We start from the raw sequence: 25,171 nt of genomic DNA, 5'->3' as shown, positions 1-25,171 counted from the left end.
TCTTCTATTGCGATTGCATCGCGGCCGGGCCGGCAAAAGCGTCCTGTCTGGTTGATTTCCCGCCGTGCATCTCGCCACTGGGCGCTTCTACTATAGGCAAGCATTTGAAGATTCAAAGAGCGGCAGTACTTTTTTTGTCATTCAAGCCCGTTTGCTCACCTGCCGTCCGTAATCCCGCGTTACCAATCTCGCAGCGCTGTTTCACCTGTGTCCGGACCGCCCTTCTACACTCCAAACCGTACTCAGCAGCAAAGCTCTCGGTAATTCGTAAGGGCAAGACCTGAGGCAATCGGATGCATCGCACTTCGATACGCAAGGAGAAAGCAGATGAACAAGAAGATCATGGGCGCGGTATTGGGTCTGGCAGTGCTGGCGGCATCGTCGGCGGCCTCGGCACATGTGGATGTGGCTGTCGGGGTCGGCATTCCAGTCGGCGTGGTTGCAGCGCAGCCCGTCTATGTCGCGCGAGATCCGGCTCCGGTTCCGGTTGTCTATGGCGGTTATGGCGACTGGCGCGCACGCGAGTGGCGCGAGCGCCGTGAATGGCGGGAACACGAATGGCGGCGTGAGCATTGGCGCGAACACGAGTGGCGTGAACGCCACTGGGACGGCTATTGAAATGACGCCGAATAGCGCCAGGTTATATCCACTCTAATAGGACGGTACTTTTCAGATGAAAGCGGGTTACATCAAATTCGCCCTCGTGGCGGTGGCACTCACTTCGGCAGCGGTCGGCACGGCAAACGCGGCCGGCTGCATGAAGGGAGCGCTCGTAGGCGGGGTTGCGGGACATTATGCCGGCCACCATGCGGTGGCCGGCGCGGTCGGCGGCTGTCTGGTCGGTCGGCACATGGCCAAAAAACATGCGGAAGAACAGGCCGCGCAGCGTCAGCAAGCCAGAGCGGAATAACCCGGGTCCGACGCACGGCTCTCTTTCAGGTCAGGCGATCCGCAGTCCGTGCGTCGGCAGAACTTCCTGGGTAGTCACGAAGCGGTGCTGCTTGACCGCGTCGTGAAATAAGCGGTAATCACTTCTCTCAAAGGCATCCGACCATACGGGTTTGTCTCCGGTGTCATCGTCGAACATTAAACCGGTGGCCAGGTACTTCCAGGAGCCCGGTCCTTTGGCCACATATTCCGGGATCGACTCTTTCAAACCCGGAATACCGCCGGCCTTCACGACCCGGCAAATGTGCCGCAAGCGCTCATCGTCGTCCTCGTGGCGATTGGTATCGAGTAGATTCGTGAGCACTTCCCTGATATTGTCCGGCAACCCGGCCTCGTTCTCGAAATCTTGCCGGCCCTTCAAATAGGCGCGCACCGCGCGGCACGCCATCTCGGCCGCCTGGACGAACTCCGGCAAGTTGTGCCGCTGGACAAACTCGTTTCTACCGTCGATGTAATGCCATTTCGCCCACGGCTGGTCAGGATAGTGCAACGCGGCGCCATGACCGACCGGTAGCGCGACAGTCAGAATATCCTCCTCCAGGTGCTCGAGCAGATGCTCGCTGGCGAGTCTGAGCTGGGCGAACCAGCCTTTGCGCGTGCAGTCTTGCGCCTCCAGCAGATGAACGCGATTCCACGGACTTTCGATACCGGCGAACCCTTGATGCGCCCATGTATCGACGTAAGTGTGAAGTGTCACGCCCAGCCGATGCAATCCGGTCTCGGTGTCCCGCCGCAGAATCGCCCGCCGCACCACCTCGCGCGCCACGGGGCTATCCGGCCGGCACACGGCCTTTTCGTGAAGGGTCGAGCCTTCGGCCGCAGGCAGAAAATGAAAAGGCGTCCACACCAGGCGGTTCTTGTCGTCCTCCGTGGTCGCATAGTCGAATAACTTGTGCGCGGTGGCAAAGCGTTCGAATGTCTCTCCGCCTTTGAAACGCAGTATGCCCGCTGTGGTCGCATCGTCGACGTATTGGCAGGCATGCGCTACGGTGAGCGCGTCGCCGGGCGGCATTCCGGCCACGCGGGCGGCGATATAGACCACACCGTAGTGGAAGTCGATATTCATGGCTGGCGCTCCTGACGCGCGGCGAATGACGACGGGATCTTTCCTGACTGCGCGCGAGGTGGGCGTTGCGGCGGCGCATGAGTAGATAGTAGACGACCGGGCGCAATGAAACTTTAAAAAAACTCGCGCAATCCTGTTTCATGGCCGGACAGTGCCGTGCCACTAAATAGACTTGTGACAATCAGGCGCTGCATTTTCTCGTATTTGTTATTTGCAGGGTCTGACGGCTCGGTTATGCTCTGTGCCATTGGGAACATTCGTAATGCGAAAGGCACGCCGGGCCGTATCACGCTCGGGTCCAAAGCTTCGGGCCACTACACGTTAACTCAAAGGACAAGTCCTGTGAAACTCGAGAATTGGAAAGAAGGCGCAAGTCCGGAGCGCCGCAAGCTGATACGCAGCAAGATTCACGTCTTACTGGCCACTATCGGCACATTGGCATCCGTGGTTGGGATCTGCGTGGCCATTAACGGCGGATTGGAATTCAATCGCACCAAAGTTTTCATCGGAGTCGGCATTACCGTCGTGTCCACGATCGTATATATCTCGATGCTTTTCGCGCCGTCCGAGTGAAAGCCGGGCGTCTCCTGCCGCGCACAGGTGCGGCCGTCGGCTCGACGCTTATGACAGGTGGGTGACTTTCAGGCGGCTATTCCACCGCGAATTCAAGTACTCGAGCGCCAGTCGCCTGTGACAGTGGTGGGGTAAATGTTCACTGCAAAGCAGGCAAGCCGAGCGGAATAGATCGACATCCAGATTGTTTTCCACCCGGCGCTTTGCAATCAGGTCCACGTAAGCGGCGGCGAAATCGTCCCACGTCAGCTCTTTGGCCTTGTAGCGCTTGAACAAGTCGGGCTCGGGAGCCAGTTCTGGCATTTCCCGGTAAGCGGCGCCGCACAATCTGTCGAGAAAGAAAGGCAGGTCCTGTTTCTTTGCGAAGCCGGCCAGTTGCGACGTATTGCTCAGGCGGATGTCGAGCACCGTGCGCACGTCTGCGTTTTTCAGCAAATCGAAAAATTCCTGCGCGGTTTTGCCGGTGAAACCGATCGTGGACACGGGCACCGCATTGTTTTCGCGTTTCATCACAGGGCACCTGGCAGTGGGCATACGCAGTGGGCAAACGCAGTGCCCCGGGCAAGAAAAAACCCCGCTACGGTATCCGGAGCGGGGCTCAGTCTCGGTTCACGTCATGTGCTTATTTGACGATACCGACCAGTTCGACCTCGAACGTCAGGTCGCTGTTCGGCGGAATCACCCCAACGCCACGATCGCCGTATGCGGTCGCTGCCGGGCAGGTCAGTTTGGCCTTTTCGCCCACTTTCATTTTCTGCACGCCCTGCGTCCAGCACGGAATTACACGGTTCAGCGGGAACGTGGCAGGACCGCCGTGTTTCGCCGAGCTATCGAACTCGGTACCGTTGGCCAGCGTGCCGCGGTAGTTGACCTTGACGACATCTTCGGCGGCAGGCTGGGCGCCGGTGCCCTGGGTCAGATGTTCAACCACGACGCCAGAAGGCAATTTCTCGGTGGTGGGCGCGGCGGCCATCGCCGTTGAAGTCAGAAGAGCTGCTGCGACCAATGCAACGATAGATTTCAAAGCGAGTCTCCAGATGGGTAGTGCGCCTCATTGTAACGGATCGCATCTGCCGCACCAGCACGACCACCGCGCGGCTGATCGGCGAAAGGCGTCTTCGTCGATTAGTCGCGTAGCGCCGCAGCGGCGATCAGCCAAAGCCTCGCCATTTGCACAAGGGCAGAACGGCGCGTAACTGAGAAGATTCTGTTGTGAACCACCAGCCCGGTTCGGCGGTCCACACACTAAATCCCATTCGAGCCGTTTGCCAACACGCGATTCAATGCTAAAGAGCGCTTCCGATGACCGAGCCGGCTGATTCCGACGAAAGCGCGATCCCGCCCCCTTCCGCTCCACCTGAGCGGCGCCGCGCTCCCCGGCCGCGCCGGATTCCGCGCAGCCGCGAACAGCAGGCGCGGCTCGACGCGCGCGAGCCGGTGTTCGAGCCGTTACCTTTTGCCATCGACGAAACCGCCGCGCGCCGTCCCTTCGCCGACAAACTCACCGCCTGGTTCGAGGCGCGCCGCTGGCAGCCATTCGAGTTTCAACGCGAGGTCTGGCAGGAAATCGGCCGCGGTGCGAGCGGTTTGCTGCACGCCACCACCGGTGCAGGTAAGACCTGGGCTGTCTGGTTCGGCGCGCTGGCCGCCTTCGCCGCGTCCCCAGGCACTCGCAGCCGCGCGCCCCGCACGCAGCCAGAACCGCTCACCGTGTTATGGATTACGCCAATGCGCGCGCTCGCCGCGGACACCGCACGCGCCTTGCAAAGTTCGGCGGCGGAACTGGCCGTGCCGTGGAGCGTCGGGCTGCGCACCGGCGATACGTCGTCTGCCGAACGCGCGCGACAGAATCGGCGCATGCCGTCCGCACTGGTCACAACGCCGGAAAGCCTTTCGCTCATCCTCACGCGCCCCGATGCACGCGACGTGCTGGCGCACGTGCGGCTGGTAATCGTCGACGAATGGCATGAGTTGCTCGGCAACAAGCGCGGCACGCAGACGCAACTAGCGCTTGCGCGTCTCGCCCATTGGCGGCCTGAATTGCAGGTATGGGGCTTGTCGGCGACGCTCGGCAATCTGCCCTTCGCCGCCGATGTCTTGCTCGCGCCCGTGAAGACACCCCGCGCGAGTGTGCATGGCGCACTGCCTAAAGCGCTGATCGTCGATACGGTCATTCCCGAGACCATCGAGCGCTTTCCGTGGGGCGGCCACGTGGGCATGCGCCAGGTCGGCGCCGTCGCCGAGGCGATCGGCGAAGCCCGGACCTCGCTCGTGTTCACCAACACACGCTCGCAATGCGAGGTGTGGTATCAGGCGCTGCTCGAAGCACGGCCGGAGTGGGCGGGCCTGATCGCGCTGCATCACGGCTCGCTCGATCAGGAAGTGCGTGAATGGGTCGAACATGGCCTCAAAAGCGGTCAGTTAAAAGTGGTTGTATGTACATCGAGCCTCGATCTGGGCGTCGATTTTCTGCCGGTGGAGCGCGTGTTCCAGATTGGCTCGCCCAAGGGTGTCGCGCGTTTGATGCAGCGTGCGGGCCGGTCGGGTCACGCGCCGGGCCGTCCTTCCCGGGTGACGATCGTGCCGACGCATGCGCTCGAACTGGTCGAAGCCGCCGCCGCGCGCGAGGCGGTCGAGAAGCGTCAGATAGAAGGTCGCGAGACGCCGGAGAAACCGTTCGACGTACTCGTGCAGCACCTCGTCACCGTAGCGATCGGCGGTGGATTCGACGCATGCGAACTGTACGGCGAAATTCGCAGCACCTACGCCTACCGGCAATTGACGCAAGCTGAGTTCGACTGGGCTCTCGGCTTCGTGGAAGGCGGTGGCACGGCGTTGCGCGCCTATCCCGACTACCATCGCGTGGTGCGCGAACACGATGGCCTGTACCGCGTGCCGCGCGAGGATCTGGTGCGAAGGCATCGCAACAACATCGGCACGATCGTCGCGAATGGCACCTTGAATGTCGCCTATCTCTCGGGCGGTCGGATCGGCGCGATCGAGGAATCGTTTATTTCACGGCTTAAGCCCGGCGATATTTTTACCTTTGGCGGACGCGCACTCGAATTGATTCGCGTACAGGATATGACCGCGTGGGTGCGGCGCGCCACGTCATCGCGCGGAGCCATGCCGCAATGGGCGGGCAGCCGCATGCCGCTTTCCTCCGAACTCGCCGACGCCACGCTCACGATGCTCGCGCGCGCCGCCGACGGCATCTACGACGAACCCGAAATGCGCGCCGTGCGGCCGCTGCTCGAATTGCAGCAAAAGTGGTCGGCGTTACCCGAGCCGGGTGTACTGGTGGTGGAGTTGGTGAAATCGCGCGAAGGACATCATTTCTTTTGCTATCCGTTTGCGGGGCGAACGGCGCACATCGGATTGGGCGCATTGCTCGCATGGCGCATTGCCCGTGAAAATCCGGGTACGTTTTCTATTTCGATGAACGACTATGGCTTCGAGCTGTTGTCCGCGCAACCATTCGATTGGGCGGAGAAACTCGAAAGCGGTCTGCTCTCGCCTGATGATCTGGATCACGACATTCTTGCGAGTCTCAATTCGTCGGAACTCTCCATGCGCCGCTTTCGCGAGATTGCGCGCGTGTCGGGACTCGTGTTTCAGGGCCACCCCGGGCAGCAGAAAAGCGCGCGGCAGTTGCAGGCATCGAGTGGACTCTTCTATGAAATATTTCGCAGTCACGATCGCGGCAATCTGCTGCTCAACCAGGCCGACGACGAAGTGCTCCTGCAGGAACTCGACGCCCGGCGCATTCGCACTGCGCTCGAACGCATGAACGCGAGCCGCGTGGTCATCACGCGCCCGAAAAAGCCGACGCCGTTTGCGTTTCCGTTGATTGTCGGACGCTTGCGGGAAAAGGTCAGCACGGAGAAGCTCGCGGACCGCGTAGAGCGGATGCTGGCCGAACTCGAGAAGGCGGCCCGCACATGAAGCCGGCTTCAATGGCGGTGGAAATCGCCGGGCATTCTCTCGTGCTGTCGAGCTTGCGCGCGGCTTTTGATCCGGCGCTGCGGTGTCTCTTCGTCGCCGATGCGCATTTCGGCAAGGACGCCGTGTTTCGCGCTCGCGGCATTCCTGTGCCGATCGGTTCGACCGCCGACAATCTGATGCGCCTGGATATTCTGATTGCCGAGTTCGAGCCGGTCACGCTGGTGTTTCTCGGCGATCTGCTGCATGCGCGCGAGGCGCATGCCAGCGAAACGCTCGAAGCATTGCACGGCTGGCGCGCGCGGCATGCCGGGCTGAGGGTGGTGCTGGTCGAGGGGAATCACGACCGGCACGCCGGTGCGCTGCCGGCGACGCTCGGCGTCGAGTATGTTCAGGAGCCTTGGCGAATCGGGCCGTGGGCGTTGTGTCATCACCCGCAGACAGTCGAAGGTGCGTATGCGCTCGCAGGGCATGTGCATCCGGTGTACAGGATTGCGACTCGCCGCGATTCAGTGCGGGTTCCGTGTTTCCGGTTCGGGGTGGAGTGTGGTGTGTTGCCTGCGTTCGGGAGCTTTACGGGCGGAACGCGTGAAGATGGGCGCGTGGCCGGGGAGAAGGTTTTTCTGGTGGTGCAGGAGAGGCTGATCGAAGTGGTGCGATGAGGTTTTGGGTTCGGGTTTCTTGAGCGGGTGGCTCGTGGAAGGTGCGGGTTGGAGCGAGCGGACGGGTGTTGTCCGTTCGCTCGCTCCGCGTGGTGTCGGATGGAGGCCGCACTCTCGGCCCCCATCCGATGAGCGAATGCAGCGCCGTTAGTGGCTGCCGCCGTTGCCGCCGCCGTGGCCTCCTCCTCCGCCGTAGCCACCGCCATGGCCTGAGCCGAAGCCGCCGCCGTGGCCTTGGCCTCCGTTGCCGGAGCCCGGGCCGTTTCCGCCTTTGCCACCGTCGCCGTGGCCGCCGTCTCCGTGACCGCCGTTGCCGGAGCCGCCTGCGCCAGGGCCGCTTCCGCCTTTGCCACCATCGCCATGGCCGCCGTCTCCGTGACTGCCGTTGCCGGAGCCGCCTGCGCCAGGGCCGCTTCCGCCTTTGCCACCGTCGCCGTGGCCGCCGTCTCCGTGACCACCGTTGCCTGAACCACCCGCGCCCGGGCCGCTGCCGCCTTTGCCACCGTCGCCGTGGCCGCCGTCTCCGTGACCACCGTTGCCGGAGCCGCCTGCGCCAGGGCCGCTGCCGCCTTTGCCCCCGTCTCCGTGGCCGCCGTCTCCGTGACCACCGTTGCCGGAGCCGCCTGCGCCGGGGCCGCTTCCGCCGTGGCCGCCGTCGCCGTGACCACCGTTGCCGGAGCCGCCTGCGCCAGGGCCGCTTCCGCCGTGGCCGCCGTCTCCATGGCCGCCATCTCCGTGGCCACCGTTGCCGGAGCCGCCTGCGCCAGGGCCGCTTCCGCCGTGGCCGCCGTCTCCATGGCCGCCATCTCCGTGGCCACCGTTGCCGGAGCCGCCTGCGCCAGGACCGTTTCCGCCTTTGCCACCATCACCGTGGCCGCCGTCTCCGTGACCACCGTTGCCGGAACCGCCTGCGCCGGGGCCGTTTCCGCCTTTGCCACCATCGCCGTGGCCGCCGTCTCCATGGCCACCGTTGCCGGAACCGCCCGCGCCGGCGCCGTTTCCGCCGTTGCCACCATCGCCGTGGCCGCCGACTCCATGGCCGCCATCGCCATGGCCACCGTCACCATGGCCACCATCACCATGGCCACCATCACCATGGCCGCCATCGCCATGACCGCCATCGCCGTGACCACCGTCACCATGGCCACCATCGCCATGACCACCGTCACCATGGCCGCCATCGCCATGACCACCGTCACCATGGCCACCGGTGCCGCCACCATTCCCGCCGTCACCGCCTGTGCCGGTTCCGCCGCTTCCCGTTCCACCGCTACCGGCTCCGCCGCCACCAGTTCCACCACTGCCAGTTCCGCCACTACCGGTCCCACCACTGCCAGTTCCGCCGCTTCCCGTCCCACCACTGCCAGTTCCGCCGCTTCCCGTCCCACCACTGCCAGTTCCGCCGCTTCCCGTCCCACCACTGCCAGTTCCGCCGCCACCGGTCCCACCACTGCCAGTTCCGCCGCTACCGGTCCCACCACCGCCAGTTCCACCGCTACCAGTCCCACCACTCCCGGTTCCGCCGCTACCCGTCCCACCACTATTAGTCCCGCCTCCCGATCCCGCGCCGCCCTTCCCACCGCTGTCGCTACCCGTACTCCCAGCACCAAGCCCCGCCGCGCCGGAGTTAGTCCCGCCATTCCCGCCGCTCGCCGCATTGCCACCATTTCCGCCGCCATTGCCCGCAGCCGCAGCCCCTCCCGACGAGTTCCCATTTCCGCCGCCTTGCAAGCCCGCAGCCGATAGCGATCCGAACCCTTCCGCAGCTGCGGCGATTCCAATTCCGCCAGAGGTTACGAGGTCAGCGCTTTCCTCCTTGCAGCCAAGTGTGTCGAACGACGAACAATCAATCGGCAACGCTTGCGCAATCATGATCTTCCCCGGACCGGCCGACGGTGCCGCAGTCACCGCCTGATTCGTCTGCGCACCCGCCATCGCCGCATACAAACTCACAGCAACTGCAAATACAGCCCGGCGCGTCCCCAACGCCAGCACGTCCCCGTTTCGCTTTTTCATTTCATTCTCCTAACTATATCCCTTGAAAGACCGGCCTGGATAACGAGTGAATCTCTGTTCACTGTTAAAAATGAAACTTCAAAACCCACTCGCCATTACCTCGCGTCACGCTGAAACCGCATGACGTCAGGCATTTCTCTCGCGGAAAACCCCGGTCCGATTCAACGTGTTTCGAGAAAAACGATTGGCTGTGCACGCACTGATTTTTCAAATGACACAGCTGGGTCTGATGGACGTTGAAGTTATGCGGAGCACTGCTCAGTCACCGTGCGCTAGACCACGCAATGCGACATCCACGGCGCATTTGCGATTAATTGCGCGGCCGGATTGTCAAAGATCGTCAATTACCGCTTTTTATTAAGGCCCGGGAAATCATGTCATCCGATACGCACTCCCAACTATTATTCTCACCAGCGCTGGCATACTCACAGGACGCATTAAACCGACACGATCGTTGCCTCAGAACGCCAAGAAGAAATGCTATGTGAGCCCCCGAACTTCCCCGAACATAAAAGAGCGACTGTCGAGGTGGGTGTGAGGGCAATCACACAGACAACACACCTCGTGTTTTTTAATCGGCGGCACGGCTCCCTGGCGATTCAGCGAGGCACTAAAAACATCAGATTAAAAACCGTGCCCCTCGTCGCAAACCACCAAGAGAACGAAATGCCAGCTCATCGCGATGAGTGCCAATCCAGAAAGTGTCGCTGCGCAACCACCACGCCACCACATAACCAACACTTCCCGGCAGCATCTTTTTCCGAAGCATTTCCACCATCCACAGCACTGAACCGAGCATCATCGCCGGCGGCTCCCGCGGATGCCTGTCGCGCGAGCCCTCGCGGACAATCGGTAAGAAACGCGGGTTTACCTTTGTTTGACTTCAGGGGGCAGGCTCGTTTACTGGACGCAAAACAACCTTTCAGGACACTTCCGATTTGCTATCGGCAGCTGAATAGTGTTCTGCGAGCGTCTTCCACTATCTCAGGAGATGAGCCATGGTTAATGTGTCCAGCAGCGCCGTCGACGAATTGAAAACCGCCATCCGGGGCCAGGTGCTGCTGCCCGGCGACCCGAACTTCGATCAGGCGCGCAGCATCTGGAATGCGATGATCGACCGGCATCCGGCGATCATCTTGCGTTGCGCAGGCGTAGCCGACGTTCGCCAGGGCGTGGCCTTCGCGCGCGACAACGGTCTGCCGCTCGCGATTCGCGGCGGCGGCCACAACATTGGCGGCAGCGCATTGTGCGACGACGGTGTAGTGCTCGACCTGACGCAGATGAAATCGGTGCGCATCGATCCCGCGGCACGGCGCGCGTATGTCGAACCGGGCGCGACGCTGCACGATTTCGACCATGAAGCGCAGGCGTTCGGGCTCGCCACTCCGCTCGGAATCAACTCGACCACCGGCGTCGCGGGCCTGACGCTCGGCGGCGGTTTCGGCTGGCTGAGCCGCAGATATGGCATGACGGTGGACAATCTGGTTTCGGCCGACGTCGTGACCGCGGAGGGCGAATTCCTCACTGCGAGCGCCGCTTCGCATGAAGATCTGTTCTGGGCCATTCGCGGCGGCGGCGGCAATTTCGGCGTCATCACGCGGTTCGAGTTCGCGCTGCATCCGGTTGGACCGCTGGTCTATGGCGGCCTTGTCGTCCTGCCGCTCGCTCAGGCGCGGGACGCCCTGCTCAAGTACCGCGCGGCGAACGCCGCCATGCCGGAGGAACTGAGCGTGTGGGCCGTGCTGCGACTCGCGCCGCCGCTGCCGTTTCTACCGCCCGAAGTACACGGCAAGCCGGTGATCGTGTTCGCGATGTGCTACAACGGCCCCGTCGAAAACGGGCCATCCGCGGTGGAATCGGTCCGCGCATTCGGAACGCCGCTCGGCGAACATCTCGGCCCGATGCCGTATGTCGCGTGGCAACAGGCGTTCGACCCGCTGCTCACGCCGGGCGCGCGCAACTACTGGAAATCGCACAACCTCGGCGAGATTCAGGACGGGCTCATCGACGCGCTGCTCGGCGCGATCGACAACCTGCCGTCGCCGCAGTGCGAGATTTTCTTCGGACAGATCGGCGCGCAGACCCAGCGCGTGCCTGTCGAAGGCACCGCCTATTCGAGCCGCGACACGCTGTACGCGATGAACGTGCACGGCCGCTGGGACGATGCGAGCGACGACGACCGCTGCATCGCCTGGGCTCGCGCATTCTTCGACGCGGCAGCGCCATTTGCGCTGGGCAGCGTCTACGTCAATTTCATGACGCAGGAAGAAGGCGGCCGCGTCGCCGAAGCCTACGGAGCGAACTACGAACGGCTGGTGACTGTAAAAAACCGCTACGATCCGCGCAACCTGTTCCGCTGCAATCAGAACATCCGGCCATCGGCGTAGTCATAGCAGCACGGGGAAACGGCGCGCGAATCGCGTGCCGTTTCCCCGTGCGTGCGGGTCCGGCACGCCGCGCCTGCTAAAACACGGGGGCAGGCACGCTAAATGCTGGTTAGCAACCGACGCACGGCACGCCCTGCGTCACGATACGACCACTCGACTGGAAACGAGAACGCAGCCTTCATAACGTAAATAACGCATAAGGAAAACAATCATGCGCAGACGACAATTCATCATGACGACCAGCGCCGCTCTTGCCTCGGCGGGCCTTGGCCTCGCCGGCTGCACGACGACGTCGCCGTCCTCGAGCGCATCGCCTGCCGCCAACGCCGGCAAGCGCGACACCATCAACGCGGGGATCGATTCGACGCTTTCGCGTCTGTACGCGAACGTTACCGGTTCGCGCGAACTGGTGGCGAAAGCGCGCGGTGTGCTGGTGTTCCCGTCCGTGATCTCGGCAGGCTTCTGGGTTGGCGGCCAATACGGCGAAGGCGCGCTGCGCGTGGCAGGCCGCACGGCCGGCTATTACAGCACCGCTGCGGGCTCGTTCGGTTTGCAGATCGGCGCGCAGTCCAAGGCGCTCGTGTTCCTGTTCATGACGCAAGAGGCGCTCGACAAATTCCTCGGCAGCCAGGGCTGGGCCGCCGGCGCGGACGCAACGGTTGCCGTGCTGAAGGTTGGCGCGAACGGCGCGGTCGACACGTCGACCGCCACCAGCCCGGTCGAAGCCTTTGTCCTGACGAACGGCGGCCTGATGGCCGGCGTATCGCTCGAAGGCACCAAAGTCTCGCGCCTGATGATTTAAGCGCGCGGCCCAATCGCCACGCAGCCGTCTCGCCGGCTGCGTGGCGTTTTTCTTCGGGCTCGATGCGCGACCACCCCTGCGCGCCACCGCCACCTCACCGCGCCCCTCACCGGTGAGTTTGACTGCCCTGCTGTAAAATCCAGCCTTTTCGCCATCTTGCCCGGCCATTGCTGCGCTTCAGGCCGAGACATTCACCTGTCCGAATTCGCGCGTTTCGCGTCTACGCACGCCGTTTGCCCGGACTCCCTCCCCGCTGAAGATGAACACCGCTCGTCCCACTCACGGCCGGCTGGCCGCGCTGCCCGATATCAAAAGCAATGTCCTCGCAGGACTGACCTCGTCTTTCGCGCTGGTGCCGGAATGCATCGCCTTCGCGCTGGTCGCCCACCTCAATCCCTTGATGGGTCTGTACGGCGCGTTCTTCATCTGCACCATCACGGCCCTGTTCGGCGGACGGCCCGGCATGATTTCCGGTGCCGCCGGTTCGATGGCGGTAGTGATCGTGGCGCTCGTCGTGCAACACGGTGCGCAATATCTGCTCGCCACCGTGATCCTCAGCGGCATCCTGATGGTGCTGTTCGGCGCGCTGCGGCTCGGCAAACTGATCCGTATGGTGCCGCATCCGGTCATGCTCGGTTTCGTCAACGGGCTCGCGATCGTCATCGCGACCGCGCAGCTCGCGCATTTCAGGCAAAGCACGCCAGAAGGCGAACAATGGCTGCACGGCAGCGCGTTGCTGATGATGAGCGGACTCGTCGCGCTGACCATGGCGATCGTCTATTTCCTGCCACGGCTCACGCGTGCGGCGCCGCCTGCTTTGGTGGCGATCGTCGGCGTCGGCCTGTTCACGCAGCTGCTGCACCTGCCCACGCGCACGCTCGGCGACATGGCGCATATTGCGGGCGGCCTGCCGCTTTTGCGCATGCCGGAGGTCCCGCTGAATCTGGAGACACTGCATGTGGTGCTGCCCTACGCGGTGCTGATGGCGATCGTCGGTCTGCTGGAAACGCTGCTCACGTTCAATCTGACCGACGAGATCACCGAAACGCGCGGCCAGCCGAACCGTGAATGCCTCGCGCTCGGTGCCGCGAATATCGCCTCGGGTCTGTTCGGCGGCATGGGCGGCTGCGCGATGATCGGCCAGACGATGATCAATCTCAATTCGGGCGGCCGTTCGCGTCTGTCGGGGATCGTCAGCGGCGTGATGATCCTGATGTACATCCTGTTCCTGTCGCCGTTGATCGAGCGCATTCCGCTGGCGGCGCTGGTCGGCGTGATGTTCGTGGTGGCGCAGCAGACTTTCGCATGGGGCTCGCTGCGGGTGCTGGGCAAGGTGCCGCGCAACGACGCGCTAGTGATCGTGGCGGTCACCATCATCACCGTGTTTTCCGATCTGGCGATCGCCGTGCTGTGCGGCATCGTGATCGCCGCGCTCAATTTCGCGTGGCAGCACGCCCGCGAAATTCATGCGCATGTCGAAGATCGCGCCGGCGACAAGATCTACACGCCGCGCGGCACGCTGTTTTTCGCGTCGACCGCCCGTTTTCATGAGCTGTTCGACCCGCTGCAAGATCCCGAGCGCGTCACAGTGGACTGCCGCGATCTGCTGCTGGCCGACCATTCCGCGCTGGCGGCGCTGCAAGGCCTCGTCGAGCGCTATCGAAAAGCCGGCAAACAATTGCGTATGAAGAATCTGTCCGAGCGCAACCAGCGTCTGCTGAGCCGCGCCGGTATTGCGTTGGCTTGACGACGTGCCCGACTCGCCCAACGGCGAGCTTCCGGTCAGCGGCCTTCCGGTAGCGTGAATACGGCGATTGCCGCGCTAAGCTGGCCGGTCTGCGCTTTGAGCACATCCGCGGACGCGCTCGCCTCCTCCACCAGCGCCGCGTTTTGCTGGGTCGTCTGGTCCATGCTCGCCACCGCGATGTTGACCTGCTCGATGCCCGAGCTTTGCTCCACCGAAGCCGCGCTGATCTCGCCCATGATGTCCGTCACGCGACGCACCGCCTGCACCACTTCCTGCATGGTCTCGCCGGCGCGGCTCACGTACTGCGAGCCGCCTTCGATCTGCGCGGCCGATTCTTCGATCAGCGCCTTGATCTCCTTGGCCGCCGCCGCGCTGCGTTGCGCGAGGCTGCGCACTTCGCCCGCCACCACCGCGAAGCCGCGGCCTTCCTCACCGGCGCGCGCCGCCTCGACGGCCGCGTTCAAGGCGAGAATGTTGGTCTGAAACGCAATGCCTTCGATCACGCCGATGATGTCGCCAATCCGATGCGACGACTGCGAAATGCCGCGCATCGTCTCGACCACCTGACCGACCACTTCGCCGCCGCGCGCTGCTGTCTCCGATGCGTTATGCGCGAGCTGGCTCGCTTGCTTCGCGTTGTCGGCGTTCTGCTTCACGGTCGCGGTGATCTGCTCCATGCTCGACGCGGTTTCGCCGAGCGCCGTGGCCTGCTGTTCGGTCCGGCGCGACAGATCCGCGTTGCCGGCGGCAATTTCGTTGGACACCGTCGAGATCAGCGTCGCGCCGCCGCGAATCTGCGCGATCGCTTGCGCGAGGCGCTGCTGCATGCGCCGCATGGCGGCGAGCAGGCTGGCTTCGTCGCCCGCCTTCGTTTCGACGACCAGGTCGAGCTCGCCGTCGGCGATGCGCGCGGCGATCTGCGCCGCATACGCCGGTTCGCCGCCGAGTTGCCGCAAGATGCTGCGCAGAATCACGCCAATCACGAGCGACACCACCAGACACAGCATCAGCGCGGCGCCCACGTACTGGATCAGCGTCGTGTAGAACGCAGCGTCGATATCGTCGGTGAATACGCCGGTGACGATCGTCCAGGCCCATGGTTTGTAGAGGCGCACGTAGTTGACCTTCGGCGCCATCTGGTTGGAGCCGGGCTTCAGGAACTGCAGGTGGATGAAGCCTTCGCCTTCGCGCTGGGCGAGATCGGAGCCGTCCTTGAATACGTGGCGCCCTTGCGGGTCGGTGAAACCGCTCATGTCCTTGCCTTCGAGGTCGGCACGCACGCCGTGCATGAGCACACGGGCCTGCGCGTCCTCGATCACGAGATAGCCACCGGCGCCGTCGTAGCGCATCGCGCGCAGATCGGCCATCGCCGAGCGTTGCGCGTCGGCGAGCGGCATGGCGCCCGAGGCGACCAGACCGTTATAGCGGTCCAGCACGCTGTACGCGACGCTGACCACGTTCTTCAGTTCGGCCTGGCGGTCGGCGATCATCGTGTCGCGTGTCTTGAACGCGCCCCACAGGCCGATTGCCAGAATACCCATGCACATTACCGCTAGTGCGAGCCATAGCCGCACCTTCAGGCGAAACCGTTCCATCTCCGTATCCCTTGTACTTGTTTGTCGACGCGCCGCCAGGGCGGACGCCCCGGCGATTCATGTCCATCTTCAGGATTAACGGCGGAGCGAGGGAAAACTTCAGGCTTGGCCAATCGGCGGCAGCCGCCGGGCCAATGCATGCACTTTGCCGGCGCTGCTCACGATATGCTCGACGCGGCGGCGCCGTCTGCCGATCCGATTTCGTGCACGCGGGCCGGGTGAGGCGTTACTCCGCCGGCAGCGTCAGCGCGGCGACTTCGCAGCGCGGCCACTGACGCAATACATCGGGCGCCAGCAACAGCTTGGCGGCCCGTACGCCAGCGCCCATGACGACTTGGGTTCGCTCCATGACGGCGGCGTCGACGAGAACGCGCCAGTCGGCCGGCAAGCCGAAGGCCGTGATTCCGCCAAACTCCATGCCGCTATGCTCGACGGCCGCTTCCCGCTTGGCGAACGAAAGCCGCTGCGCGCCCAACGCCGCCTTCACCGCGCCGTTGATGTCCAGACGCAGCGAACCCAGCGAGACCAGCGCGGCGTAATGTTCGGCGCCCTCTTTCTTGTAGCGGATCACGATCGTGTTGGCGCAGTCTTCCAGGCCGAAGCCGTAACGCGCGCTGAATTCGGCGGTATCCGAAGCGTCGTCGGTGACGGAGAAAACCGTCACGCCCTGGGCCGGCAATTGCTCGACGACATGCGCAGGTAGATGCGCGCCCAATTGTTCGGCGGGAATGATGTCCAACTGCTGTACGAGTTCGTGCGAGTGCATAGCGAGCAAAAGTGTATGGGGATCCCTCGGCATTCTAACGGCACGCCCTGCCCGAGGTGCGCGGGGTCCGCGCATGCCTCGGCCGCTTGTTATAGTGACAGGCACAAGGTTTGCGGAAGGCTTTCACGCGAAGACTGCGTCAAGGCTGCCTCAACGGTTCGCCCCCGCCCAACCGCCTGACGCGCGCGGCGCCTGTACCTTTTGAGAAACACGACCATGGACATAGACACGCTTTCCGCCGAAAACCTGCAGTTGGTGGCCCGCAAGCAGGCCAACTGGGCCATCGGCGCCTTCAAACAGTTTGCCGAAGACCGCTGCGCGGCCATGGCGGCAAGCATCGCCTTCTATGCCGCATTTTCGCTCGCGCCCACGCTGGTCATGGTGATCGCCGTGGCCGGCTGGTTCTTCGGCGCGGAAGCCGCGCGCGGCGAATTGTTCGACCACATTCACGGATTGCTCGGCGACCAGGCCGCGGCCGGCGTGCAAACCATCGTCGAAAATGCCCATCACAGCGGCAGCGCCGGCGGCATTGCGGCCATCATTTCGTTCACGATGCTGGCGATCGGCGCTTCGGCCACCTTTTCGTCGCTCAATAGCGCGCTCAATATAGTGTGGCCGTATACGGGGCCACGGTCATCGAGCGTGATCGCGCTGGTGCGTGTGCGCCTGATCTCGTTCGGCCTGGTGCTCGGCGTCGCGTTCCTGCTGATCGTTTCGCTGGTGCTCGACACGGTCATTACCTTCATCGGCAAGTGGCTGTGGGGCGACTCGCCGTATGTGGTGATCGGCAACCTGCTGCAACTCGGCGTCGGCCTGCTGGTGCTGGCCTTTGCGTTCGCCGGCCTGCTCAAGTTCCTGCCGGACGCTCGCGTGCGCTGGCGCGATGCGTTCGTGGGCGGGATCGTTGCCGCGATACTGTTCTCGGCGGGCAAAAAGCTGTTCGCGCTCTATATCGCGCACGCCGGGATGGCCAGTTCGTTCGGCGCGGCCGGCTCCCTCGCCGTGTTGTTGATGTGGCTGTATTTCTCCGCCGCTGTGTTGCTGCTCGGCGCGGAGTTTTCCGCGGCGCGCGGGCGTATCCACGATCCGCGCGGAGGCTGGGGCATGCAGGACGACACGCCGCCCGGCAGCCGCGCCAAGCTGGCGTCGGTGCTGGCGGCATCGACGGTTGGAGCGGAAGCCGCGCCACAAGTCGCGCGCGAACGCACCGCTTCGAGCGACGCCGCGCTCGCGCACGTGCGGTCCGACGCAACAGCAGGCACACTTAGCGGCGCGACGCCGGCAGCGGCGCTTCAAGTTCGATCGAGCAACAAGCCATCAGCACGAGCGACGGCGGTCAAACTCGGCAGAACTGTCGTATCAGCCGAGGCGCAAGCCACTCGCATCGCCGCCGTCGCGCTGATCGAGGCCGGCCGGAAAGCCGTTGCGGCGGATCGCTATGTGAGGCGGCACCCGTGGACTTCGGTGCTGTTCGCCGCCGCTGCCGGGCTGACTGCGGCAACGGTCGCGCGGCGCAACAGCGACGAGCGGGAATCGAATCCCTAGACCACGCGGCTGCAACCCGCCCTGCGCCAACTGCTCCGCCTATGCGCCAGCGTGGTGCGTCTGACCACAGCGGGAGAAACCTGTCCAGCGTGTGCGTCAGGCGAAATGCATCGAAATTTTTATGTGTTTCCTACAAAACATTCCAAAAAAGTAGACGAGTTTCTTACGAAAAACCTTCAAATAAGTGTCGAAAGTGAAGGTGCCAGAGTCGTCACTGTCAACAAAACAACAATAATGCTTGGTCAACGATTAAATGTTGCTGAAACGGAAATAATCGTTAACGCGCTTTAAATACAAGGCTTTGCGCGAGTTGTCAGTTTTTGGAGACAGTCTTTTTTTTCCAGTTCTAGCCGGTAGACCTCCTGCGCTATTCTCCTTCCCGCAACAACAAACTAATCATCTGCGTGGAGAAATGGATGAAACGAATCGCGCTGTCTACCCTCTCGCTGGCGCTCCTGAGCGTCACTGGCGTCGCTCATGCTCAAAGCAGCGTGACCCTGTACGGTTTGATCGATGAATCGATCCAGTACGCACACAACACGGTTGACGCTTCGGGCAAGAACTCGAACCAGGTCGGCCTGGTTGGCGGCAACCTGCAAGGCAATCGCTTCGGCTTGAAAGGCACTGAAGATCTCGGCGGCGGTCTGAAGCCGTTTTCCAATTGGAAAACGGCTTTGACATCAACACCGGCAAGCTGGGTCAAGGTGGCAAGATGTTCGGTCGTCAAGCCTACGTCGGCCTGACGGGCGACCAATGGGGTACGTTCACGCTGGGTCGTCAATACGACCCGCTGGTCGACCTGGTCCAGCCGCTGACGGCTGACAACTACTTCGGTTCGACCTTCACCACGCCGGGCGACGTCGACAACAACGACAACTCCTCGCGCACGAACAGCGCCATCAAGTACACCTCGCCGGTGTGGAGCGGCTTCCAGTTCGAAGGCATGTACGCTCTGGGCGGCGTGGCGGGTGCAACGGGTTCGGGTCAATCGTGGTCGGGCGCTGCAACGTACTCGACGGGTCCGTTCAGCGTTGCTGCTGGCTACTTCCGCATGGACAACGGCAACACGCTGGCTAGCCGCACGTCGGCAGGCTCGGTGGGCTGGAACGGCAGCACGTCGGACGGCACGTTCGACAACCAGGTCAACGGCGCGTACGCGGCAGCCAAGTCGATCGGCATCGCTTCGGTCGCTGTGCAATACGTCGCAGGCCCGTTCACGGCTAACCTGCGTTACAGCAACGCACAGTACAAGCCGGACGCAAACTCGGGCTTCGGTTCGACCGAGAAGTACAACGTCGGCGGCGCATACCTGGGTTACCAGGCAACGCCGGCAATGCTGGTTGGCGTAGGCTACACCTACACGAAGGCTAGCGGCGATTCGAGCGCAACGTATCACCAGGTTTCCCTGGGCGGCGACTACAACCTGTCGAAGCGCACGGACATCTACCTGGTCGGCGCATATCAGCACGCAAGCGGCCAGCAACGCACTTCGGCCGGCACGCTGGTCGACGCAGGCGCTGCAATCGGTTCGTACGGCTACAACTCGGCTTCCAGCTCGCAAGAACTGGTCAGCCTGGGCATCCGCCACAAGTTCTAATCGAACTTGACGGACTGCTGAAGCAACACGCAGTTGAAGACCAGCCACGGGCGAAAGCCTGTGGCTGGTTTTTTTTCGCCCTGGCTCCGGTGGCGCCGGCACGCGTGCCATGCCAGAGCGATCGATCACGTGCTCGTGGACACCTCGCTCGTCAGATGCGCGGCCATTACGCCGGTTGAAGCAAAAAAGGCCGCCAGCAGCCGGTTGGGGCTGCTGGCGGCCTCGCCATGTTGCGTCTCCCGCCCAAGCCAGCGGAAGCGGGTCATACGCCAGCAGCCTATTTGCGCTGCGACTTGCCCTTCTCGGCCTGCGCCAACGTCTGCGCGGGCCTCGCGTCGAGTTCATGCTCGATGCCATCCGCGCCGACCGGCGCGCGATACAGCACCAGTGCCCGCTCGCGTTGCAGCAGCGGCACGTTCGGCGAATCCTGCCAGTCCGGGTCGGGAATCTCGCCGAACACCTGGCGCAATCGCTCGCCCCAGGTGCGGTGAATCATCTCGAAGTACGCGTTGTCCTGATCGATCGAGACGAAGCGCGTGACCCGCAGCGCGTCCTTCTGGTAGACCAGCAGATCGAGCGGCAATCCCACCGACAGGTTCGAGCGCAGCGTCGAGTCCATTGAGACGAGCGCGCACTTGGCGGCTTCGTCGAGCGGCGTGGAGGGCGTGAGCACGCGGTCGATGATCGGCTTGCCGTACTTGGCCTCGCCAATCTGGAAATACGGGTTCACCGCCGACGCCTCGATGAAATTGCCCGCGGCGTAGATCATGAACAGGCGCGGCCGGTTGCCCGCGATCTGCCCGCCGAGAATGAAGCTGCAATTGAAGTCGACGCCGAATTCCTGCAGCGCCTCGGCCTCGCGCTGATGCACGCACCGCACCGCGCGGCCGATCACGCGGGCCGCGTCGGCCATGGTTGGCGCGTTCCAGAGCGTGGGCAGCGACGGATCCGCGGGCTCCGACAGCTCGTGCAACACGGCCTGGGTGAGCGACAGATTGCCGGCGCCCAGCAGCACGAGCATGCGCTCGCCGGGCTGCTCGAACACCGACATCTTGCGCGCGGTGCTGATGTGATCGACGCCCGCATTGGTGCGCGTGTCCGAGAGGAACACGAGACCTTCGTCGACGGACATCGCGACACAATAGGTCATAAGAAAAGGTACCCGCAAAAAAACGACTGAACGGCGCTATTGTAATGCGGCTCGCATGCGCCTCCATTCCGTATAACGGCCTTGGCGGGCCCAATCTGAATGGTTATGAGGCCTGGCGCTCACCAGAGCCTCTAGCGGCCTCTCTGGTCGTCGCCCTGTTCTTCCCGCTATTGCGGCTGTTGCTGCGGCTGTTGCGCACTGACTATGACGGACACTTTGAGCTGTTCCTCCAGCCCGCCGATACGCCGGCCGCGCACTGGCGCAGCCGACTCATAGTCTCGCGCCACGGCGAGGCGGCAGTAGATTTCGCTGGCAAACGCGGCATGCGTGACGTCGATGGAAATCCAGCCCTTGCCTTCGAGCCAGACGTCTACCCACGCGTGGCTCGCGGCATGCTCCACATCACCCGGCTCGATATAGCCGCTCACGTAGCGCGCGGGGATGCCACGCGCGCGGCAGCACGCCAGCATCAGATGCGCGTGGTCCTGGCAGACGCCGTTGCCGAGCGCGAGCGCCTGGGCCGCCGTGCTCGTGACTTCGGTGACACCCGGGTTGTACTTCACGCGCTGCACGATCTGCTCGGACAGCGCGATCAGGTTCGCCGAGTTCGCCAGGTTCGGCACCGACTCGGCCAGTTCGCGCACCGCGGCATCGACCTCGGTCAGCCGCGTCGAACAGGTGAAATGTTCGAGCGGAATCGGGCCGACAGCGTCGGGCAAATAGCCGTCGACCAGCGGGATCGTGTCCACTTCGCCGGCCACGTGCAGACGGATCTCGCTATGCGGCTTGTTGATGACCAGCGTATGCAGCACGTTGCCGTAAGCGTCGAAGGTCGCGTCGAGCTTGCCCGGCGCGTCGATGCTCCAGCGCCGCACGACCTGCGAGGCGCCGCTCGACGGCGTCAGCCGCAGTTGCTGGATCGAATAATGGACAGTCGCTTCGTAGCGATAGGACGTGTCGTGGCGGATCGTCAGGTACATAAAAAACTCCGTCAGGCGACTGGCAGCATCAGGTAGGTACGCGCAACCAGATTGCCAAGCTCGAACACTCGAGCGAGGAACTGCGTCAGATAGGCGTGCAGGCCGGCTTCGAAAATCTGCCGGATGTCGGAGTACACGAGTTCGGCGCGCAGCTTGCCGGCAAACCGTTCGCACTGGTTCGAACCCGAGGTGCGCAGCATCGCGAGGTTCGCACAGACGCCTTCGAGCGACGCCAGCAGCGAACGCGGCATCTGCTGATTCAGGATCATCAGTTCGACCACGCGTGCCGGTGTAACGACGTCGCGATACACCTTGCGATAGATCTCCAGCGCCGACACCGAACTCAGAATCGACGTCCAGTAGTAGAAATCTTCGAGCTGGCGCGCGGCGTCGCGTGAATTCGGTTCGACGTCGGCAAAGCGCACGTCGAGAATCCGCGCGGTATTGTCGGCGCGCTCCAGATAAGTGCCGAGTTGCGTGAAGAAGAACGCGTCGTCCTGTAGCGCGGTGCCGATCGTCACGCCACGCGAGAGGTGCGAGCGGAACTTCACCCATTCGAACAAAGCGCCGGGATTGTTCGCCGCCTGGCCGGACGAAATGCGCTCGTTGAATTCGAGCCACGTGTCGTTGATGGTTTCCCACCACTCGGTCGTCAACGTGCCGCGCACCGCGCGGGCGTTTTCGCGCGCGGCCTGCAAACACGAGTGAATGCTCGACGGATTAGTCGAATCCGCCACCATGAAATCGAGCACGTGTTCTCGGGTCGGTTCGTCGTAGCGCTGCGCGAACGCGGTTTCGAGTTCGGAAATGCGCAGCACCGAGCGTTGCGCGCGCGCCTCCTGTTCGGGCGTCTGCGGCAACAGCAGCGCCTTCAGGTTGATGTCGAGCATGCGGGCGGTGTTCTCCGCGCGCTCCATGTAGCGGGCCATCCAGAAAAGGTGATCGGCGGTTCGGCTTAGCATGACGGCGTTCCGTATCTGATGACGCGAGACCTTGTCGAAGTAAAAGGCTCGCGCTGGTTATCCGTATGCGCCGGCGGCGTGCGTATTGCGTATTGCGTGCCGCCCCGGCGCGCTGGGTTGCAGGCGCGGTTGCGTGAAAACATCTGCAACCGCGAGCGGCAACCGCGTCAGTCGACCATCCATGTATCTTTGGTCCCGCCTCCCTGCGACGAATTGACGACGAGCGAACCCTCCTGCAACGCCACGCGCGTGAGTCCGCCGGCCACCATCGTGACGGTCTTGCCGGACAGCACGAACGGGCGCAAGTCGATATGGCGCGGCGCGATACCGCTTTCGACGAACGTCGGACACGCGGAAAGCGCCAACGTGGGCTGCGCGATATAGCCGGCCGGACGCGCAATCAGACGCTCACGGAACGCCTCGATTTCGGCTTTCGTCGAAGCCGGTCCGACGAGCATGCCGTATCCGCCCGCGCCATGCACTTCCTTGACCACCAGTTCCGGCAGATGCGCGAGCGTGTAGGCCAGATCGTCGGGCTTGCGGCACTGGAACGTGGGCACGTTGTTGAGGATCGGCTTCTCGCCGAGGTAAAACTCGATCATTTCCGGCACGTACGGGTAGATCGATTTGTCGTCGGCGATACCGGTGCCCATGGCGTTCGCGAGCGCCACGCGCCCGGCGCGATAGGCGGTCAGCAGACCCGGCACGCCGAGCGCCGAGTCGTTGCGGAAGGCGAGCGGATCGAGAAAATCGTCGTCGACGCGGCGGTAGATCACATCGACGCCCTTCGGCCCTTGCGTGGTGCGCATGAACACATAGTTGTCGTCGACGAAGAGATCTTTGCCTTCCACCAGTTCCACGCCCATCTGCTGCGCGAGGAAGGTGTGCTCGAAATACGCAGAGTTGTACATGCCCGGCGTGAGCACCACCACGACCGGATCGTCGACGCCTTCGGGCGCGACCGAGCGCAGCGTATCGAGCAGCAGATCGGGATAATGCGCGACCGGCGCAATGCGGTTCTGCACGAAGAGCTCAGGGAAAAGCCGCATCATCATCTTGCGGTTTTCGAGCATATAGGACACGCCCGACGGAACTCGCAGGTTGTCTTCGAGTACGTAGAACTCGCCTTCGTCGCCCGCGCGCACCACGTCGACACCGGCGATATGCGCGTAAACACCGAGCGGCACATTCACCCCCTGCATTTCAGGCCGGTATTGCGCGTTGGTATAGACCTGCTCGGCCGGCACGATACCGGCACGCACGATATTGCGATCGTGATAGACGTCATGGATGAACAGATTGAGCGCCTGCACCCGCTGGCGCAATCCGGCCTCCAGCGTCTGCCATTCGCCGCGCGGAATGATGCGCGGAATCAGGTCGAATGGGATCAGCCGCTCGGTGCCGGACAAGTCCCCGTTCACCGCAAAGGTGATGCCGACCCGGCGAAACAGCAGATCGGCTTCCGCACGCTTGCGTGCGATCGCCTCGTTGCCCTGCTCCACCAGCCATCGCTCAAAGCGCGCGTAGTGTGGTCGCACGGCATCGTCATGATGACGCATCTCGTCATAGCATCGCATGTCACGCCCCGCTCTTGTTGTCGGATAGAAGGCGAATGCGCTGCGCATTCGGTGTTCGACAATCGATCAAGCAAGCGCTATGCCATTGAGCTTTTCGCGTACTAAACACGGTGCATGCACGCGAACAGCGCATCCCGGCCGGCAAGGCTCCGCTGCCATCGTACTGCGGCGGCCCATGATGCGCTAGTACGGTGCATACGCAGCACCGCGGTGCGCGCCCTGGACAGTCCTCGGGCTCTCGCCCGGCTTCGCCCACGCGATGAACGCGCATAAAAAATCCCCGTGGATTCGCACCCACGGGGATTTCAGACAACATGCACTGCGGATCGTCCCGACGGAAATTTCCGCCGGGTGTCTCAAGCGTCAGCCATTGTTAAATACAACGCCAACGCGTGAAACGCGATCAGCCCGCAGCAGCGTCCTTCAGCTTCTTCAGCGGACGTGCCTTGATGCGCACGCTAGCCGGCTTGGCCGGGAACCAACGCTCTTCGCCCGAGAACGGGTCTTTGCCGAAGCGCTTCTTCTTCGCCGGCACAGCTTGCACGACGATCTTCAGAAGACCCGACAGCGTGAATTCGCCAGCACCCTTCTTATGCACGGCGCCGAGGATCGTGTCTTCGAGCGCGGCCAGAACAGCCTTGGCGGTCTTCGGTTCCACAGCAGCGCGTTCAGCGACGTGTGCAGCCAGCGAGGCCTTCGTGAAGGTGTCCTTGATCGGCGACGGAGCGCTGGACGCCTTCACGGCGACCTTCTTAGCTGCGACGGCCTTCTTCGCAGGAACTTTCTTTGCAGCAACCTTCTTGGTCGGTACCGGGGCAGCAGCCTTCTTGGCCACCTTTTTTGCGGAAGTCGGCAT

22 protein-coding genes and 1 pseudogene are annotated in these 25,171 nt (G+C 63.1%); 12 read left to right on the top strand and 11 right to left on the bottom strand.

What is annotated here, in order from left to right; genetic code table 11:
• The first annotated feature begins 327 nt into the window (after positions 1-327).
• Together AC57B1_RS27125 and AC57B1_RS27120 are read left to right on the top strand one after the other, a co-directional pair.
• Positions 328-618, top strand: coding sequence for a hypothetical protein (locus tag AC57B1_RS27125; protein ID WP_091807115.1), 291 nt, complete (start codon positions 328-330; stop codon positions 616-618).
• Between the two features lie 55 nt (positions 619-673).
• The gene (locus AC57B1_RS27120; RefSeq protein WP_408342426.1) at positions 674-910 is read left to right on the top strand and encodes a hypothetical protein; all 237 of its coding nucleotides are present in this window, start codon (positions 674-676) and stop codon (positions 908-910) included.
• 30 nt (positions 911-940) lie between these two features.
• On the opposite strand, the gene AC57B1_RS27115 is transcribed toward AC57B1_RS27120, so the two are convergent.
• The gene (locus AC57B1_RS27115) at positions 941-2,014 is read right to left on the bottom strand and encodes a DUF6765 family protein (protein ID WP_408342424.1); all 1,074 of its coding nucleotides are present in this window, start codon (positions 2,012-2,014) and stop codon (positions 941-943) included.
• Between the two features lie 342 nt (positions 2,015-2,356).
• On the opposite strand from AC57B1_RS27115, the gene AC57B1_RS27110 reads away from it, so the two are divergent.
• Positions 2,357-2,587: a hypothetical protein gene (locus AC57B1_RS27110; protein ID WP_091807109.1), complete on the top strand. Its 231-nt coding sequence runs from the start codon at positions 2,357-2,359 to the stop codon at positions 2,585-2,587.
• 48 nt (positions 2,588-2,635) lie between these two features.
• Here the strand turns inward: AC57B1_RS27110 and AC57B1_RS27105 are convergent, their stop codons facing one another.
• Together AC57B1_RS27105 and AC57B1_RS27100 are read right to left on the bottom strand one after the other, a co-directional pair.
• A complete protein-coding gene (locus tag AC57B1_RS27105; protein WP_496419202.1) occupies positions 2,636-3,097 on the bottom strand; it encodes a DUF488 domain-containing protein in 462 nt (153 codons plus the stop codon).
• A gap of 112 nt (positions 3,098-3,209) precedes the next feature.
• Entirely contained in the window at positions 3,210-3,611 is a 402-nt protein-coding gene (locus tag AC57B1_RS27100) for an FKBP-type peptidyl-prolyl cis-trans isomerase (protein ID WP_496419201.1), read from the bottom strand.
• A gap of 278 nt (positions 3,612-3,889) precedes the next feature.
• Between AC57B1_RS27100 and AC57B1_RS27095 the strand changes: the two genes are divergently transcribed.
• From AC57B1_RS27095 to AC57B1_RS27080, 4 genes are all read left to right on the top strand, one after another.
• Positions 3,890-6,532 (top strand): ligase-associated DNA damage response DEXH box helicase, encoded by a 2,643-nt coding sequence (locus AC57B1_RS27095; protein WP_496419200.1) that lies wholly within the window; start codon positions 3,890-3,892, stop codon positions 6,530-6,532.
• Complete coding sequence (gene pdeM, locus AC57B1_RS27090; protein WP_496419199.1) at positions 6,529-7,191, top strand: ligase-associated DNA damage response endonuclease PdeM; 663 nt, start codon at positions 6,529-6,531, stop codon at positions 7,189-7,191. The genes AC57B1_RS27095 and pdeM overlap by 4 nt, the downstream gene beginning before the upstream one ends.
• Positions 7,192-7,419: 228 nt before the next feature.
• A complete protein-coding gene (locus tag AC57B1_RS27085) occupies positions 7,420-7,659 on the top strand; it encodes a hypothetical protein (protein WP_496419198.1) in 240 nt (79 codons plus the stop codon).
• Between the two features lie 57 nt (positions 7,660-7,716).
• Complete coding sequence (locus tag AC57B1_RS27080) at positions 7,717-8,937, top strand: hypothetical protein (RefSeq protein ID WP_496419197.1); 1,221 nt, start codon at positions 7,717-7,719, stop codon at positions 8,935-8,937.
• 889 nt (positions 8,938-9,826) lie between these two features.
• Here AC57B1_RS27080 and AC57B1_RS27075 read toward each other — a convergent pair.
• Positions 9,827-10,009, bottom strand: coding sequence for a hypothetical protein (locus AC57B1_RS27075; RefSeq protein WP_408342412.1), 183 nt, complete (start codon positions 10,007-10,009; stop codon positions 9,827-9,829).
• 196 nt (positions 10,010-10,205) lie between these two features.
• Between AC57B1_RS27075 and AC57B1_RS27070 the strand changes: the two genes are divergently transcribed.
• From AC57B1_RS27070 to AC57B1_RS27060, 3 genes are all read left to right on the top strand, one after another.
• A complete protein-coding gene (locus tag AC57B1_RS27070; protein ID WP_496419196.1) occupies positions 10,206-11,594 on the top strand; it encodes an FAD-binding oxidoreductase in 1,389 nt (462 codons plus the stop codon).
• A gap of 211 nt (positions 11,595-11,805) precedes the next feature.
• A complete protein-coding gene (locus AC57B1_RS27065) occupies positions 11,806-12,396 on the top strand; it encodes a BPSL1445 family SYLF domain-containing lipoprotein (protein WP_091807092.1) in 591 nt (196 codons plus the stop codon).
• A gap of 259 nt (positions 12,397-12,655) precedes the next feature.
• A complete protein-coding gene (locus tag AC57B1_RS27060) occupies positions 12,656-14,143 on the top strand; it encodes a SulP family inorganic anion transporter (RefSeq protein ID WP_496419195.1) in 1,488 nt (495 codons plus the stop codon).
• A gap of 35 nt (positions 14,144-14,178) precedes the next feature.
• Here the strand turns inward: AC57B1_RS27060 and AC57B1_RS27055 are convergent, their stop codons facing one another.
• Together AC57B1_RS27055 and AC57B1_RS27050 are read right to left on the bottom strand one after the other, a co-directional pair.
• On the bottom strand, positions 14,179-15,738 hold the full coding sequence (locus AC57B1_RS27055; protein ID WP_496419194.1) for a methyl-accepting chemotaxis protein: 1,560 nt from the start codon (positions 15,736-15,738) through the stop codon (positions 14,179-14,181).
• Between the two features lie 226 nt (positions 15,739-15,964).
• Positions 15,965-16,504: a YbaK/EbsC family protein gene (locus tag AC57B1_RS27050; RefSeq protein ID WP_408185169.1), complete on the bottom strand. Its 540-nt coding sequence runs from the start codon at positions 16,502-16,504 to the stop codon at positions 15,965-15,967.
• Between the two features lie 216 nt (positions 16,505-16,720).
• Here AC57B1_RS27050 and AC57B1_RS27045 point away from each other — a divergent pair, with 216 nt between their 5' ends.
• Together AC57B1_RS27045 and AC57B1_RS27040 are read left to right on the top strand one after the other, a co-directional pair.
• Positions 16,721-18,049, top strand: coding sequence for a YihY/virulence factor BrkB family protein (locus AC57B1_RS27045; protein WP_496419193.1), 1,329 nt, complete (start codon positions 16,721-16,723; stop codon positions 18,047-18,049).
• 416 nt (positions 18,050-18,465) lie between these two features.
• A pseudogene (locus tag AC57B1_RS27040) lies at positions 18,466-19,646 on the top strand (porin).
• Positions 19,647-19,923: 277 nt separating this feature from the next.
• On the opposite strand, the gene AC57B1_RS27035 reads toward AC57B1_RS27040, so the two are convergent.
• The 5 genes from AC57B1_RS27035 to AC57B1_RS27015 all read right to left on the bottom strand — a co-directional run bounded on the left by AC57B1_RS27035 (position 19,924) and on the right by AC57B1_RS27015 (position 25,171).
• On the bottom strand, positions 19,924-20,796 hold the full coding sequence (locus AC57B1_RS27035) for a proteasome-type protease (RefSeq protein ID WP_091807085.1): 873 nt from the start codon (positions 20,794-20,796) through the stop codon (positions 19,924-19,926).
• Between the two features lie 167 nt (positions 20,797-20,963).
• A complete protein-coding gene (locus tag AC57B1_RS27030) occupies positions 20,964-21,776 on the bottom strand; it encodes a transglutaminase family protein (RefSeq protein ID WP_408342400.1) in 813 nt (270 codons plus the stop codon).
• Positions 21,777-21,787: 11 nt separating this feature from the next.
• The gene (locus AC57B1_RS27025) at positions 21,788-22,738 is read right to left on the bottom strand and encodes an alpha-E domain-containing protein (RefSeq protein ID WP_091807083.1); all 951 of its coding nucleotides are present in this window, start codon (positions 22,736-22,738) and stop codon (positions 21,788-21,790) included.
• A gap of 167 nt (positions 22,739-22,905) precedes the next feature.
• The gene (locus tag AC57B1_RS27020; protein ID WP_496419192.1) at positions 22,906-24,315 is read right to left on the bottom strand and encodes a circularly permuted type 2 ATP-grasp protein; all 1,410 of its coding nucleotides are present in this window, start codon (positions 24,313-24,315) and stop codon (positions 22,906-22,908) included.
• Between the two features lie 403 nt (positions 24,316-24,718).
• Entirely contained in the window at positions 24,719-25,171 is a 453-nt protein-coding gene (locus tag AC57B1_RS27015) for an HU family DNA-binding protein (RefSeq protein WP_007177969.1), read from the bottom strand.

The organism is Paraburkholderia sp. BGA-UO-ETr-F21 (assembly GCF_059567925.1).
This window is presented reverse-complemented; position numbering and strand designations above follow the sequence as displayed.

Excerpts from the sequence above, each read along its gene's own strand:
- AC57B1_RS27125 (WP_091807115.1), top strand. The coding sequence starts at position 328 with ATGAACAAGAAGATCATGGGCGCGGTATTGGGTCTGGCAGTGCTGGCG.
- AC57B1_RS27120 (WP_408342426.1), top strand. The coding sequence starts at position 674 with ATGAAAGCGGGTTACATCAAATTCGCCCTCGTGGCGGTGGCACTCACT.
- AC57B1_RS27115 (WP_408342424.1), bottom strand. The coding sequence starts at position 2,014 with ATGAATATCGACTTCCACTACGGTGTGGTCTATATCGCCGCCCGCGTG.
- AC57B1_RS27105 (WP_496419202.1), bottom strand. The coding sequence starts at position 3,097 with ATGAAACGCGAAAACAATGCGGTGCCCGTGTCCACGATCGGTTTCACC.
- AC57B1_RS27095 (WP_496419200.1), top strand. The coding sequence starts at position 3,890 with ATGACCGAGCCGGCTGATTCCGACGAAAGCGCGATCCCGCCCCCTTCC.
- pdeM (WP_496419199.1), top strand. The coding sequence starts at position 6,529 with ATGAAGCCGGCTTCAATGGCGGTGGAAATCGCCGGGCATTCTCTCGTG.
- AC57B1_RS27075 (WP_408342412.1), bottom strand. The coding sequence starts at position 10,009 with ATGATGCTCGGTTCAGTGCTGTGGATGGTGGAAATGCTTCGGAAAAAG.
- AC57B1_RS27070 (WP_496419196.1), top strand. The coding sequence starts at position 10,206 with ATGGTTAATGTGTCCAGCAGCGCCGTCGACGAATTGAAAACCGCCATC.
- AC57B1_RS27065 (WP_091807092.1), top strand. The coding sequence starts at position 11,806 with ATGCGCAGACGACAATTCATCATGACGACCAGCGCCGCTCTTGCCTCG.
- AC57B1_RS27060 (WP_496419195.1), top strand. The coding sequence starts at position 12,656 with ATGAACACCGCTCGTCCCACTCACGGCCGGCTGGCCGCGCTGCCCGAT.
- AC57B1_RS27055 (WP_496419194.1), bottom strand. The coding sequence starts at position 15,738 with ATGGAACGGTTTCGCCTGAAGGTGCGGCTATGGCTCGCACTAGCGGTA.
- AC57B1_RS27050 (WP_408185169.1), bottom strand. The coding sequence starts at position 16,504 with ATGCACTCGCACGAACTCGTACAGCAGTTGGACATCATTCCCGCCGAA.
- AC57B1_RS27045 (WP_496419193.1), top strand. The coding sequence starts at position 16,721 with ATGGACATAGACACGCTTTCCGCCGAAAACCTGCAGTTGGTGGCCCGC.
- AC57B1_RS27035 (WP_091807085.1), bottom strand. The coding sequence starts at position 20,796 with ATGACCTATTGTGTCGCGATGTCCGTCGACGAAGGTCTCGTGTTCCTC.
- AC57B1_RS27030 (WP_408342400.1), bottom strand. The coding sequence starts at position 21,776 with ATGTACCTGACGATCCGCCACGACACGTCCTATCGCTACGAAGCGACT.
- AC57B1_RS27025 (WP_091807083.1), bottom strand. The coding sequence starts at position 22,738 with ATGCTAAGCCGAACCGCCGATCACCTTTTCTGGATGGCCCGCTACATG.
- AC57B1_RS27020 (WP_496419192.1), bottom strand. The coding sequence starts at position 24,315 with ATGCGATGCTATGACGAGATGCGTCATCATGACGATGCCGTGCGACCA.
- AC57B1_RS27015 (WP_007177969.1), bottom strand. The coding sequence starts at position 25,171 with ATGCCGACTTCCGCAAAAAAGGTGGCCAAGAAGGCTGCTGCCCCGGTA.